We start from the raw sequence: 13,964 nt of genomic DNA, 5'->3' as shown, positions 1-13,964 counted from the left end.
GAGTTCAGTTCCATGAATAGTATGAAGTATAGCTATAAACCTAATTACTTTTTCTTTGCTCATAAATTAGTTTTATTTTTAAAGGATTATCTCATTAAGCATCCGACGGAACAGCAAACAACCTTTAACTTGCAAACTATTTATGACATCTTTAGCCATGATCTTGCTTCGAGTACGACAAATCTTGAAGGTATCTTAAATATTGCAGATGAATATGTCTTTGAAACAGAAGATGGCTTACTTCCATTAATTAGTAAGCATTCAGTCAATCTCAAAAACCATGTACTTTCTTTAGAATTTACACCTCAAGCCTTGGCAAGTCTATTGTCAGGTCGTTCGTTGGTAAATCCTAAAGCAGCTTAGATTTTCTTTTAAGGTAGAATGAACTCATATAAAATTCATAAAATTTATTTTTAAGAGTTATTTATGAGTAAAGACTTTAAGGCCTTAACTTATATTGCGGATGAGAATGTAGCAGATACAGTGACTTGGCTTTTACACCATCAAGATGTTTTTGATTCTTTTAATTTTGATGTGTTGAGCCAAGAGTTCACAGTAACGCATGCAGCAGGTAAGGATATTATTCGAGTCGGAACCTTTCTAAATGCCACTTACGGAATATTAGTAACTTCTATATAAATGAAAAAAGCCCTGAATAATCAGGGCTTTTAAATTTTTGAACTTGAGTTAAGCACTCATTGCATCTACTGATAAATCAGAAACTGTTGGCTTTGGTTTTTCAGCCGTTAAACCTAGTTTATTAAATAAAGCTTGGTCTTTACCTTCACCGGCATTTGGTGTGGTCAGTAATTTATCGCCAGAGAATAATGAGTTTGCACCTGCCATAAATGCTAAGGCTTGATCTGAATCACTTAATGATTCGCGACCAGCAGATAAACGAATATAGCTATGCGGCATGATAATACGCGCCACAGCAATAGTACGAATCCACTCAATTACATCAAGCTTTTCAACATCAGCTAAAGGTGTTCCTTCAATAGGAACAAGCATATTGATTGGCACAGATTCAGGATGAATTGGTAGGGTAGCTAGTTCATGTAATAAACCAATTCGGTCTTCACGACTTTCGCCTAAACCCACAATACCGCCACTACAAACTTTCATACCAGCTTGACGAACATAATCAAGTGTATTTAAACGGTCATCAAAAGTACGAGTACTAATGATGTGAGAATAATACTCACGAGATGTATCTAAATTGTGGTTGTAGTAATCTAAACCAGCAACTTTTAGGCGTTCTGCTTGAGATTGGTTAAGCATGCCTAAAGTCATACAGGTTTCCATACCTAATGCTTTAACTTCACGTACCATTTCTAAAACATAAGGCATATCGCGCTCATGTGGGTTACGCCAAGCAGCACCCATACAAAAACGTGAAGAACCTGAATCTTTTGCAGCTTTCGCTTCACTAATCACTTTTTCAACAGCAATACGTTTTTCTGCTTCTAGTTTTGATTCGTAATGTGCCGATTGTGAGCAGTATTTGCAATCTTCAGGACATTTACCCGTTTTAATAGATAAAAGGGTACTGACCTGAATCGAATTGGCAGTGAAGTGCTCACGATGTACTTGCTGAGCCTTGAAAACTAAATCCAAAAAAGGTTGTTCATATAAAGCTTGGATTTCTTCACGATTCCAATCATTACGTAGAGTCATTGTCATATCCATGATGATGGCATTAATTCACTACACATAATCATACAGAATTCGCATTAAAGCTATAGGGCAAAAAACATCATTTTTTTAATTTGATGACTGAAGTTGATTAAGTTGCTGTTCAATTGCCCAATCAATATGCACATTGACGATTTCGTCATGTAAATTTTTGCCATTTTGTAGTTGATCTACAATTTCTTTTGAATAAGGTGCGTTGCCTAAACCGATGGCAATATTACGTTTAAATGATTGATAACCTGTCCGGCGAATAGGGCTACCTTCTGTATTGGCTAAAAAAGTGGCTTCATCCCACTGCCAGATATCAAGCAGACTAATATTATCTAATCCATGCCTAGGGTTGAAATCGGTAATAGAAGCTTTTTTTGCAAAGCTGTTCCATGGACAGATTAACTGACAGTCATCACAACCAAAAATTCGATTACCAATACCTGCACGTAATTCTTCAGCAATAATTCCTTTATATTCGATAGTTAAATAAGCAATACAACGTCTTGCATCTAACATATAAGGCTCGACAATTGCTTGCGTCGGACAAATATCAATACAAGCGCTACAAGAACCACAATGTGCTGTTGCAGGCTCGTCGAAAGGTAGGTCGAGTGATGTAAATAGCTCACCTAAAACAAAAAAAGAACCTGATTTTTTATGAATGAGCAAAGTATGTTTGCCTGTCCAACCCATTCCAGCACTTTCTGCTAATGATTTTTCAAAAATAGGTGCCGAATCTGCAAAAGGACGAGATTCAAAGTCACCAACTTTTTCACGAATTCGTGTTGCTAAGGTTTTCAATCTACCACGCATGACTTTATGGTAGTCACGGCCACGTGCATAACGGGCGATAATGGCAGAGTTTGGTTCGAAAGGTACATATCTGGGTTTTGGAGATTCCACAAGATAATTCATACGGACACAAATAATACTTTTGGTGCCAGGAACTAATAATGTTGGATTAGCTCGCTTTTCTAGATTTTCTTCTAAATAGGTCATGTCCGCATGATAACCACGTTCTAGATACTCTAAAAAACGTGGCATTTGCTCTTGAGCATCTGGTTTTGCAATGACACAATCAGCAAAACCCAAGTCTAATGCTTGAGCTTTGATCCATGCTTTTAATTCATGTGGATCAATTTGTTGCACTGCAATGCGTGATGTGTCGGAAGATGTCATAAACCAAAATGCAAGAGGATAATAATATGCAGGCAGTAGTTTACCATAGCGATGATATTCGAGCATGGGAGCGGCGCTGGTTTGCTGCGCAAAACTCCTCGTTAGGTTTAATGCAGCAAGCGGCTTGGTCAATTGTCCAGCAACTTATTGAGCTTTTTAAAGATCGGGCTGTCAAGAATATTGCTGTTTGGTGCGGACAGGGGAATAACGCAGGTGATGGTTACTTTATAGCAGGTTACCTGAAACAAGCTGGATTTCAGATTGAAATATTTGCGGCTCAATTGGGCGAGTCAAATGATTTACATTGTGCAGCGCAATTCGCTAAAGAAATGAAACTCCAAATTCATTCAAATTTCGATATTAAAAGAACATTTGATTGTCATATTGATGCTTTATTTGGCATAGGCTTAAATCGTGAATTAAATACTAATTGGCAACAGCCTATTCAACAATTTAATGAACAATCTGGTCTAAAAATTTCGATTGATATACCGAGTGGCTTGCATGCAAATACAGGTTGTGTTTTACCTTGTGCAATACGAGCTGATCATACCTTTACTGTTTTAGGACTTAAAGCTGGATTATTTACAGGACAAGGAAAAGAATATGCGGGACAAATTCATTTAGTTAATTTAATTCCAATAGATGAAGAGCTGAAATCATTAGCTTATTTGTCACCCACAAATATTAAACTTCCTCAGCGTATGGCATTTGGGCATAAGGGAAGCTACGGGCATGTTTTAGTGGTGGGTGGGCATGAACAAATGGGTGGAGCAGTCATTATGGCTGCTGAAGCTGCTTTTCATGCAGGTGCAGGTAAAGTGACGGTGGTTTGTCATCGTAATCATCATCAAGCTATTTTGTCGCGGGCACCTAATATTATGCTCCGTGATATTAATGCTTTAGATGAAGAAAATATTAGAGTGATTTTATCTCAAGTTGATGCAGTATGTTTTGGAATGGGGCTAGGGCGTGATGAGTGGGCTAAGCAAATCTATCAGCAATGGTTTAATTTATTAAATCAGAGTACCCACCTAGAAACTGTTTTAGATGCAGATGCTTTATGGTTTTTAGCAAAGCAACCTGAAAAATTGGGTACACATATTTATGCGACGCCTCATCCGGGAGAAGCTGCTACCTTACTTGGTTCTTCTACAGCGCAAATTGAAAATGACCGAATTGCTGCAATTTATGCATTACAACAAAAATATGAAGGCCAGTGGGTACTTAAAGGAGCGGGTAGCTTAATTTTAGAGAAAAACTTGTATATTTGTACACAAGGTAATGCTGGAATGGGAACGGGTGGAATGGGTGATGTGTTAGCAGGAATGATTGCAAGCTTGAAAGCCCAATTCCACAAAGATATTGCGTTACATGAGATTGTTACCCTTCATGCACAAGCAGGAGACCTTTTAGCTAAAAATGGTATGCGTGGCTTGCAGGCTTTTGAGATGAATCAGGCAATTACTCGAGTCGTAAATCAATAAATTTTTAACGTCTGCGACTGCTAGAGCGACTTCGCCCACGTGCCATACCACCTAAAGCATTTAAAACAGACAGTTTGCTCATGCTTCCCGATGCATGAGCATGGCAAATGGCAGCAGCAAGAGCATCGGCTGCATCGGATTGAGGCTTAATCGTCAAATTAAGTAATCGCATGACCATCATTTGAACTTGTTCTTTATCGGCAGCGCCATAACCAACCACAGATTGTTTAATTTGACGGGCAGTATATTCTGCAACTTGTAAATCTAAATTAACTAATGCGGCTATGGCAGCACCACGGGCTTGCCCCAGTTTTAAGGCAGAGTCTGGGTTTTGAGCCATAAAGACTTGCTCAACTGCAGCTTCAGTAGGGCCATGAAATTTCACTATGCGCTCAACGCCAGCAAAAATACGTTTTAAGCGCTCTGGCATTTCCTGAGTTTCAGTTCGGATTGTACCGGCATCAACAAAACGCAGTTTGCTACCATCTTTTTCAATGATTCCATAACCTGTTAAGCGTGAACCTGGGTCAATTCCAATAATCAATGCCATGTGAAGACTTATATAAGTAATTTAGAGAGTATTGTTACATAGCCAAAACGGTTATGCATGAGTAATTTAAAGAAAGCCGTGACGAATGGTTATTTTTCGGTTTTTATCTTACCCATCGATATTGTTTAAAATCATTTGATGTAATTCTATTTTAATGGAATACTTATCTATAATTTTGGAATTTACGTCTGTAGCAGATGGAAGATATTAATATACGCATTGCGCAGCAAGTACGTGAACTACGTCTATCACGTGGATATACTCTAGATGTTCTTGCTAGTCGATGTCAGGTAAGCCGTTCTGCAATTTCACTCATTGAAAGAGGTGAGGCAAGTCCAACGGCGGTTGTCCTTGAAAAGCTGGCAAATGGTTTAGGGGTTCCTTTAACTCAACTATTCGCCACTTCACAAAATAATCAATCACCACAACCTATAGTTCGACGTATTCAACAATCCGAATGGAAAGACCCTGAAACAGGATATATTCGCCGTCAAGTCTCTCCTCCAAATTGGAAGTCTCCATTTCAAATTGTTGAAATTGAATTTCCGGCTCATGCTCGAATTACTTATGAAATTAATGAAACCTCTAATGTTGTACAGCAACAACTTTGGGTAGTTGAAGGGCAAATTGATATTCAATTAGGTGAAGCTTGTTATGCTTTAAGCAAAGGAGATTGCTTAGCAATGCAACTCAACCAACCTGTTATATACACTAATAATTCAGCTCAAGTCGCTCGCTATATCTTAGTCGTCTCTAGTCAACTCGTATCTGCCGTTAAGGAATCGTTATGATCTATTCCCTCAATTCTAATTTTCGCTTAATTGATTGTAATGAAGCAGAACATGCAGCGGCTATATTAGAGATACTGAATGAGGCAATTATTAATTCTACAGCACTGTATGATTATGTACCGCGCTCAATTGATTCAATGAAAACATGGTTTTCAGTCAAAAGAGAACAAGGTTTTCCAGTGATTGGTATTGTGGATGAGACAAACAAATTATTGGGTTTTGCGAGCTGGGGAACCTTTAGGGCTTTTCCTGCCTATAAATATACGGTCGAACATAGTATTTATATTCATCATGAACATCGTGGCAGTGGATTAAGCAAAATTCTAATGCAAGAATTGATTAAGCGCGCTCAAGAGGCAGATCTACATGTATTGATAGGTTGTATCGATGCAACCAACCAAGCGAGTATCGGTTTACATGAAAAAATGGGCTTTATCCATGCAGGTACTTTTAAGCAAGTTGGTTTTAAGTTTGGGCAATGGTTAGATGCTGCTTTCTATCAGTTAAATTTAAATACGCCACAGCAGCCAGTTGACGGATAAATAATAAGGTTTTCAAATTTCAAGTTTTAAAATAACCCAGTTTATAAGGATGAATATAAGCTGGGCTATAAAGTTCAAATTATAAAATACCTAGCTGCTCTAATCCTTTATAAGCAATTTCTTTTCGAATAGAACTAGGTGTTCCTTTTTTCATTTCTAAATTGAGCGAGAATGCCACAATTTCACCTTGTGGTTGAACGACCCAGCCTGTTAACCAGCCTACTTGAGGATCCACATCCCATCCCCAACCGCTTTTAGCGTAAATTTTACGTCCGTTTTTTTCTTCTACGAACACCATAGATTGAACTTGTTCTTGTACATTTTTGCTAAAGGGAAGAGTTTTATGTGCTAATTCATAAGCAAATTGGGTTTCTTGCTGAGGTGTAATTTTAAGGGGACCGACAAGCCAAAAATTATCTACTTTTGAACCAATATCAGCATTACCGAAACTAATACGCTTGACCTCTTTGGACATAAGATCAAGGCCAATTCTTCGCGCTAGTTCTTGATAGACAGGAATAGCAGAAGCTTTCATGGCCTCACCCAGAGTCATATCCTTTTCCCAATCAGGAAATAAACGCTTTTGTCCATCCCATTTGAACATTTCAGTTGTCGTTGCTTTATGATGTTCAAGTCCAATTAAAGCATTTAGCATTTTAAATGTAGAGGCGGGAACATATTCGGTTGATGCTCTTTTAAGATCATTGCCATAAATTTCTACGGTTTGCCCACGCTTAATCACTAAAACTCCCGTGGTCTGTGCCTGATCAAACAGTGATTTAATTTCTTCTGAATTTTTATGAGTAGAAATAGCGTGTATTTGGTGCTGTTGTACTGTATTGAAAGAACATGCTGACAAAAATATGGTACTAATAGCAAAGAAAAGAGCTTTTTTAGTCATAAGGCTATGTAGGTTTAAAAATATTATTCTTTAATTTAACTTGAATAGCTGTGCTTTTAGATAGAGAAAATGTAAGCTATTTGCGTGAGCCGTCACTTAAATATCATTTTTTAATCCTTTAAAAGCCATACATATTCAAAAAAGTTAAGACTTTTTATTTGACTAAAAACTGCTGGTGAGAGAGCTATACTGTCTAAATAGAGTAAAAAAATTAAAATCTGATAAAAGTCGCACTTGATAAACCAGATAGAGCACTCATTAATAATAAAGCATGTTTGTTTTTATCGAGTTAAAATCAAATGTACTCTAGTATTGCAGACTCTGGCTGATTCGATAGGGTTGGGGCAAATAAAACTGCAATGAATTTTCTTTTTGAGATAGATAAAGTTTTACATGAATTTACTTCTTATTGTAGTTCTGGGCGCGATTGTTGAAATTGCCGTATGGATTGGCGTAGCACAGTTCATCAGTGGATGGTATGTGTTCTTTTGGTTCATTTTTGCTTTCTTTATTGGTTTGGGGCTTATTCGCAGAAGTACTGCTGGTATTATGCCTCAATTACAACAAATGCAGATGACAGGTCAGCTTGGTAATGATCCGGCAGTAACTAAAAAACTTGCTTACGCTTTTGCCGGTTTCTTATTAATGTTGCCAGGTCTTGTTTCTGATGTGTTAGCTGTTTTAATTCTGATCCCTGGTGTTCAAACTGCTTTCCGTAATATAGCAATGAAAACTCTTGCAAAGCGCCAACAAGCTATGATGGAAAAAATGATGGGTGGTATGGGCGGTAATATGGGCGGACAAAACCCATTTGCTGATTTAATGCGCCAAATGCAAGATATGCAGAATCAACAAGGTGGCAATAGTCAAGATCAATACCGTGATTCAAGCATTATTGATGGTGAAGCTAGAGAAGTTACTCCAGATCATAAGAAAATTGAACATAAAAATAAGGATTAATAGTTACCTTATTTAAAGGCCTAAACCTCCAGAGTTTAGGCCTTTTTTATTTTAAATAGATATACCTTATTTAGTTAGAGATTCTTCAGTATCAGTCAGATCTTTTTGAGCCAATTCAGTTTGGTCTTCTTGTGGTTTTGTTTGAGGTTGATATTTGTTGGAAGGTAAGGCAGTTTGCTTATTTTCAGATTGTTGATAACCTCGGCTTCGGTTGGCTCTTTCGCGAAAGCCACCTTTATTAATGAGCTTTGTATGTGACATGCATTTGCCTCAAATGTGAGATTATTCGCTTATTTTAACAAATTAGACAAAATATCAAAATAAGAAAAATAGTCCTATAAAAATAATATTTAACTTATGTTTTTGTTTTTAGAGAATATTTTTTAATTGACTCAATTGTTCATCTAGATTGAATTATCTTTTCATTTCACATAGGATAAATATAAAGGATGTATAAATTAAAAAATGTAGCAAACCTATTAAAACAACAACGGTTGAAATGAGGGAAGGAGGGTTACCTATGCTATATCAATACCATTGTGCGTGTTGCGACAAAGTTGTGGCATCAACAGATAAATCATGCCCATACTGTGGCTCACAACATATTCGAAGTCCTTATGGCTTATGGATGTTTTGTGTGATGGCTTGTCTAGCGGTTGTCGTTGTATTTAAAGTTGTCCATATCTATATCCAGAACCATCAAGATACTCCTACGCAGTCAACATTACTTGATGTATTAAATCAGGATGATAAAACGACAAGACAATAGACTTTGATTACAGCTATAAATGATATGGCGTCAAGGATGATTGCTAGAAGACTAAACCCTACATACCATAGAGTTTTAAGTATAAAAAAGCCCGCTCAATCGCGGGCTTTTTTATGACAGCATATTAGAGGCCAGCAGCATCTTTAAGGGCATCAACTTTATCAGTTTTTTCCCAAGTAAATGCAGAGTCTGAACCTTCACGACCAAAGTGGCCATAAGCCGCAGTTTGTTTGTACATTGGTTGAATAAGGTCCAACATACGAGTAATACCAAATGGTCTTAAATCGAAGTGGTCACGTACAAGTTGAATAATCAACTCATCAGAAACTTTTGCTGTACCAAAGGTATTAATTGAAATTGAAGTAGGTTCTGCTACACCAATGGCATAACTCACTTGAATCTCACATTTGTCAGCAAGACCGGCAGCTACAATATTTTTTGCAACATAACGACCTGCATAAGCAGCAGAACGGTCAACTTTAGATGGGTCTTTACCAGAGAAAGCACCACCGCCGTGACGAGCCATACCGCCGTATGTATCAACAATAATTTTACGACCTGTTAAACCACAGTCACCTACAGGTCCGCCAATTACGAACATACCTGTTGGGTTAATATGGAATTTAGTAGCTGCATGGAACATTTCAGCAGGGATGATCGGTTTGATAATTTCTTCAATAACTGCTTCTTTAAGCTGGCTTTGAGTAATTTCAGGATCGTGCTGAGTAGATAAAACAACAGCATCTAAACGTACAGGCTTACCATTTTCATATGCAAAAGTAACTTGGCTTTTTGCATCTGGGCGTAACCATGGAAGGGCACCTGAACGACGAAGTTCAGCTTGACGCTCCATTAAGCGATGAGCATAAGAAATCGGCGCAGGCATAAGCACGTCTGTTTCACGACTTGCATAACCGAACATTAGACCTTGGTCACCAGCACCTTGATCTTCTGGTTTTTGACGATCTACACCTTGAGCAATTTCAGGTGATTGTTTACCGATCATATTGATTACAGCACACGTTGATCCATCAAAGCCAAGATCAGAGTGGTGGTAACCAATACCGTTAACAGTATTACGAACAACAGCTTCAACATCAATATTAGCAGTCGTTGTTACTTCACCAGCAAGTACAACAGCGCCTGTTTTTACCAGTGTTTCACAAGCAACACGTGCGTATGGGTCTTCTTTTAAGATTGCATCCAAAATAGCGTCGCTAATTTGGTCGGCCATTTTATCGGGATGACCTTCGCTTACAGATTCCGAGGTAAAAACAGCGTACTCGCGCATGAAAGTCCTATCTTGGTTATTTCAAAAGACATAATATGTTACATCGACTTGAGCTTGAGGACCAGTTCATACTGACTAAAAAGCATGAATTTATTTCATTTATAGTGTGTTTTAATTGATAAGTGTATTAGTAAAATTGATATAGAGAGTTATAATTTAAAGTATTTATATTTTAACAACTTGTTGCTCGTGTGTTTTTTAGACATATAAACTAATAAAAAGATTTTATCTAAAAATTTGGACTTTAAAGAAAACTAATACGATCAGCTTATGCAAGATGAGGGAAATATTTTAACTATATATCAAAAACTAACAGGGGAAATACTTTGAAATTTGAGCAGTCTGCAGAGAAATAAGCATTGTTTTATATAACTTAAAGATTCAAATGTTTTTTGTGTAACCAAGAAATGGTTAAAAATAAAGAAATATACCGTGTTGGGGTTTACCCTCAGCCTTTTTTTTAAGACAATATAGCGGCATTGAATGGTTATTCATCTTCTTCTTTTCATCAATCTATTAAAATTGGATTCTGATCTATGACGACCCCTTTAAACGAACGTCGTATTGCAAATGCAATTCGTGTATTGGCAATGGATGCTGTGCAACAGGCAAACTCAGGGCATCCAGGTGCTCCAATGGGGATGGCAGATATTGCTGACGTCGTCTGGCGTGAGTTTTTAAATCACAACCCAACAAATCCACAATGGGCAAACCGTGACCGTTTCGTTTTATCAAATGGCCATGGATCAATGTTGCAATACGCTTTGCTTCATTTAACAGGTTATGATCTTTCAATTGAAGATTTAAAACAGTTCCGTCAATTGCATTCTAGAACTCCTGGTCACCCTGAATATGGCTATGCACCGGGTGTAGAGACGACAACTGGTCCTTTAGGTCAAGGTATTGCTAATGCTGTTGGTTTTGCTTTAGCAGAAAAAACATTAGCTGCTCAATTTAATAAAGATGATTTAAAAGTTGTTGACCATTTCACTTACTGTTTCTTAGGTGATGGCTGTTTAATGGAAGGTATTTCTCATGAAGTATGTTCTTTAGCTGGCACATTACAACTTGGTAAATTGATTGCTTATTATGATGATAATGGTATTTCAATTGATGGTGAAGTAGAAGGCTGGTTCAGTGATGATACAGAAGAGCGTTTCAAAGCCTATGGTTGGCAAGTTCTTCGTGTAGATGGTCATGACGCTGATGCGATTCGTCAAGCGACAATCGAAGCAAAAGCTGAAACTCAAAAACCAACAATCATTATGTGTAAAACGATTATTGGTTTAGGTTCACCAAATAAGCAGGGTAAAGAAGACTGTCATGGTGCGCCATTAGGTAAAGATGAGATTACTTTAACTCGTGAAGCATTAGGCTGGAACGAAGAAGCATTTGTTATTCCTGCTGATGTATATGCTGCATGGGATGCAAAAGCAAAAGGTAGTGAGTCTGAAGCAGCTTGGAATGCGGTATTTGCACAATATCAAGCAAAATATCCAACTGAAGCAGCTGAGTTACTTCGTCGTATTAGTGGTGATTTACCAGCAGAATTTGCAGCACAAGCAGATGCTTTCATTCGTGAAACAAATGCGAAAGGCGAGACAATTGCAACACGTAAAGCAAGCCAAAATACATTACAAGCATTTGGTCCTTTATTACCTGAATTGTTAGGTGGTTCTGCTGACTTAGCGGGTTCTAACCTAACACTTTGGAAAGGTTGCCAAGGTATTCAAGAAAACCCAGCGGGTAACTATGTATACTATGGCGTACGTGAATTTGGTATGACTGCAATCGCTAATGGCGTTGCATTGCATGGCGGTTTCGTTCCTTACGTTGCAACATTCTTAATGTTTATGGAATATGCACGTAATGCAGTACGTATGTCTGCATTAATGAAACAACGTGTAATTCATGTTTATACACATGACTCAATTGGTCTAGGTGAAGATGGTCCAACTCACCAACCGATTGAACAAATTGCTTCATTACGTGGTACACCTAACTTAAATACATGGCGTCCTGCAGATACTGTAGAAACTGCAATTGCTTGGAAATCTGCTTTAGAACGCAAAGACGGTCCTACAGCTCTTATTTTCTCTCGTCAAAACTTACCATTCCAAACACGTTCTGAAGAGCAAATTCAAAACGCTGCAAAAGGTGGTTATGTTCTTGCTCAAGAAAAAGGCGAATTAAAAGCAATTATTATTGCAACTGGTTCTGAAATTTCTTTAGCAATGGAAGCTTATGCACAACTTGAAGGTGTACGTGTAGTTTCTATGCCATGTGCAGAAGAATTTATGAAGCAAGATGCTGTATATAGAGAAGCAGTTTTACCAGCTCATATTCGTGCACGTGTGGCAGTTGAAGCAGCTCATGTTGACTACTGGTGGAAGTTTGTTGGTCTTGATGGCAAAGTAATTGGTATGACAACTTATGGTGAGTCTGCACCAGCAAAAGATTTGTTCCAATTCTTTGGTATTACGACTGAAGCTGTTGTTGCAGCAGTAAAAGAATTAACTGCTTAAATATTAAAGTAGTGTAAAAAAAGCGCTCCTAGTGGAGCGCTTTTTTTATTTAAAATTTTAAATGCTAAGTTCTGTTTGGATACTAATCTGAGAGGTCAATAACTTATGAATAGGGCAGTTCTCGGCAACTTTTAATAAACGCTTGTGTTGGTCTTCAGTAAACTCGCCTTTGAGTGTGATTTTCCGTTCAATATTATTTTGGCCTTTCTCAGGTTCGCCGTTGGGGTTTAATGCTAAATCCACTTGAACATGCTCAAGCTTAATACCTTTAAGATTCGCATACATTTCTAAAGTAATGGTGGTACAAGCTCCTAAAGCGGATAATAAAAGCTGAACCGGGTTCGGAGCTGTATCTTGTCCACCTTTATCAGTCGGTTCATCTGCAAACCATTGATGACCTGAAGGATCGGTAAGAGTTACTCGATATGGGGTAGAAGTACTTTGTGCTTGGGCTGTATTAACCATGTTTTACCTTGTTATTCATCAATAAATTTGAAGTAAAAACGAAATCTTAGAATTCGGACACGGATGATAGTACCGATACTTTATAATATGGGTTTTAAATAATAACTGTAACGCTTTTATTGTTGCATGGATGAAACATATCGTTTTATAAAGAATGGTGAATTAAATTACTTGATGTATACACTAACGACTATATCAATAAAGGATACGAAAAATGCATCTTAAAACATTAAGCTTCGGTTTGGCAGTAGCATTGGCTAGTTCAGTTACTTTAGCTGCGCCAGTAGACTACAAAATTGACCCAACACATACAGCTACTGTTTTCTCATGGAATCACTTTGGTTTTTCTACTCCAAGCGCTAACTTCTCGGATATCCAAGGCGTAATTAAAGTTGATAATGCTAAACCAGCAAACTCATCTGTCAATGTGACGATTCCTCTAAGCAGCGTAAATACAAATGTACCTGCTTTAGATAAAGAGTTCCAAGAAGAAGCTTGGTTTAATGCTGCTAAATATCCAAATATTACGTTTAAAAGTACTAAAGTTGAAACCAAAGACAAAAAGCACTTTAAAATTACTGGTGACTTAACTGTCAAAGGTGTAACTAAACCTGTTGTACTTGACGCTGTTTTAAACAAGCAAGGCGAGCATCCAATGGCTAAAGTGCCAGCGATTGGTTTTAATGCTACAACTTCATTCAAGCGTTCTGACTTTGGTTTAGGTAACTATGTGCCGAACGTTGGTGATAAGATCACTGTAAACATTACGACTGAAGCAACTGCCGCTAATGCAGCTAAAAAATAAGTTATAAGCTTTC

At 37.7% G+C, this 13,964-nt stretch carries 16 protein-coding genes; 9 read left to right on the top strand and 7 right to left on the bottom strand.

The annotated features are described in order from the left end of the window. The first annotated feature begins 12 nt into the window (after window positions 1-12). Window positions 13-363: a hypothetical protein gene (locus tag SOI76_RS10225; protein ID WP_032053754.1), complete on the top strand. Its 351-nt coding sequence runs from the start codon at window positions 13-15 to the stop codon at window positions 361-363. Between the two features lie 63 nt (window positions 364-426). After that, window positions 427-639: a hypothetical protein gene (locus SOI76_RS10220; RefSeq protein WP_002121471.1), complete on the top strand. Its 213-nt coding sequence runs from the start codon at window positions 427-429 to the stop codon at window positions 637-639. Window positions 640-687: 48 nt separating this feature from the next. Here the strand turns inward: SOI76_RS10220 and bioB are convergent, their stop codons facing one another. Both bioB and queG read right to left on the bottom strand, forming a co-directional pair. After that, window positions 688-1,677 (bottom strand): biotin synthase BioB, encoded by a 990-nt coding sequence (gene bioB / locus SOI76_RS10215; protein WP_104079514.1) that lies wholly within the window; start codon window positions 1,675-1,677, stop codon window positions 688-690. Between the two features lie 87 nt (window positions 1,678-1,764). Next, window positions 1,765-2,865 (bottom strand): tRNA epoxyqueuosine(34) reductase QueG, encoded by a 1,101-nt coding sequence (queG, locus tag SOI76_RS10210; RefSeq protein ID WP_205668405.1) that lies wholly within the window; start codon window positions 2,863-2,865, stop codon window positions 1,765-1,767. A 26-nt stretch (window positions 2,866-2,891) separates the two neighbouring features. Between queG and SOI76_RS10205 the strand changes: the two genes are divergently transcribed. Beyond that, window positions 2,892-4,352: an NAD(P)H-hydrate dehydratase gene (locus SOI76_RS10205; protein ID WP_104079515.1), complete on the top strand. Its 1,461-nt coding sequence runs from the start codon at window positions 2,892-2,894 to the stop codon at window positions 4,350-4,352. A 4-nt stretch (window positions 4,353-4,356) separates the two neighbouring features. Here SOI76_RS10205 and ruvC read toward each other — a convergent pair whose 3' ends face one another. Beyond that, window positions 4,357-4,902, bottom strand: a complete 546-nt coding sequence (ruvC, locus tag SOI76_RS10200; protein ID WP_002121356.1) for a crossover junction endodeoxyribonuclease RuvC — start codon at window positions 4,900-4,902, stop codon at window positions 4,357-4,359. A gap of 197 nt (window positions 4,903-5,099) precedes the next feature. On the opposite strand from ruvC, the gene SOI76_RS10195 reads away from it, so the two are divergent. Both SOI76_RS10195 and yncA read left to right on the top strand, forming a co-directional pair. Continuing rightward, on the top strand, window positions 5,100-5,693 hold the full coding sequence (locus SOI76_RS10195) for a helix-turn-helix domain-containing protein (RefSeq protein WP_104079516.1): 594 nt from the start codon (window positions 5,100-5,102) through the stop codon (window positions 5,691-5,693). Then, window positions 5,690-6,235, top strand: a complete 546-nt coding sequence (gene yncA, locus SOI76_RS10190; protein WP_104079517.1) for a GNAT family N-acetyltransferase — start codon at window positions 5,690-5,692, stop codon at window positions 6,233-6,235. Before SOI76_RS10195 ends, yncA begins: the two co-directional genes overlap by 4 nt. Window positions 6,236-6,314: 79 nt before the next feature. Here the strand turns inward: yncA and blaOXA are convergent, their stop codons facing one another. Further along, entirely contained in the window at window positions 6,315-7,136 is an 822-nt protein-coding gene (gene blaOXA, locus SOI76_RS10185; protein WP_104079518.1) for an OXA-213 family carbapenem-hydrolyzing class D beta-lactamase, read from the bottom strand. A gap of 393 nt (window positions 7,137-7,529) precedes the next feature. On the opposite strand from blaOXA, the gene fxsA reads away from it, so the two are divergent. Then, window positions 7,530-8,096 (top strand): FxsA family protein, encoded by a 567-nt coding sequence (gene fxsA / locus SOI76_RS10180; RefSeq protein ID WP_104079519.1) that lies wholly within the window; start codon window positions 7,530-7,532, stop codon window positions 8,094-8,096. Window positions 8,097-8,162: 66 nt separating this feature from the next. Here fxsA and SOI76_RS10175 read toward each other — a convergent pair whose 3' ends face one another. Then, a complete protein-coding gene (locus SOI76_RS10175; protein WP_057076111.1) occupies window positions 8,163-8,357 on the bottom strand; it encodes a hypothetical protein in 195 nt (64 codons plus the stop codon). A 259-nt stretch (window positions 8,358-8,616) separates the two neighbouring features. Here SOI76_RS10175 and SOI76_RS10170 point away from each other — a divergent pair, with 259 nt between their 5' ends. Further along, window positions 8,617-8,865 (top strand): hypothetical protein, encoded by a 249-nt coding sequence (locus SOI76_RS10170; protein WP_002121448.1) that lies wholly within the window; start codon window positions 8,617-8,619, stop codon window positions 8,863-8,865. Between the two features lie 124 nt (window positions 8,866-8,989). Here SOI76_RS10170 and metK read toward each other — a convergent pair whose 3' ends face one another. Then, complete coding sequence (metK, locus tag SOI76_RS10165; RefSeq protein WP_032053766.1) at window positions 8,990-10,156, bottom strand: methionine adenosyltransferase; 1,167 nt, start codon at window positions 10,154-10,156, stop codon at window positions 8,990-8,992. Window positions 10,157-10,692: 536 nt separating this feature from the next. Here metK and tkt point away from each other — a divergent pair. Continuing rightward, window positions 10,693-12,681: a transketolase gene (tkt, locus tag SOI76_RS10160; RefSeq protein WP_104079520.1), complete on the top strand. Its 1,989-nt coding sequence runs from the start codon at window positions 10,693-10,695 to the stop codon at window positions 12,679-12,681. A gap of 57 nt (window positions 12,682-12,738) precedes the next feature. Here the strand turns inward: tkt and SOI76_RS10155 are convergent, their stop codons facing one another. Next, a complete protein-coding gene (locus SOI76_RS10155) occupies window positions 12,739-13,146 on the bottom strand; it encodes an OsmC family protein (protein ID WP_104079521.1) in 408 nt (135 codons plus the stop codon). A 214-nt stretch (window positions 13,147-13,360) separates the two neighbouring features. Between SOI76_RS10155 and yceI the strand changes: the two genes are divergently transcribed. Beyond that, on the top strand, window positions 13,361-13,951 hold the full coding sequence (gene yceI / locus SOI76_RS10150) for a YceI family protein (RefSeq protein WP_061875498.1): 591 nt from the start codon (window positions 13,361-13,363) through the stop codon (window positions 13,949-13,951). The last annotated feature ends 13 nt before the right edge of the window (window positions 13,952-13,964 follow it).

The organism is Acinetobacter pittii (genome assembly GCF_034064985.1).
Taxonomy (GTDB): domain Bacteria; phylum Pseudomonadota; class Gammaproteobacteria; order Pseudomonadales; family Moraxellaceae; genus Acinetobacter; species Acinetobacter pittii_H.
The sequence above is the reverse complement of the archived record's forward strand: the minus strand, read 5'-3'. Positions and strand labels throughout refer to the sequence as shown.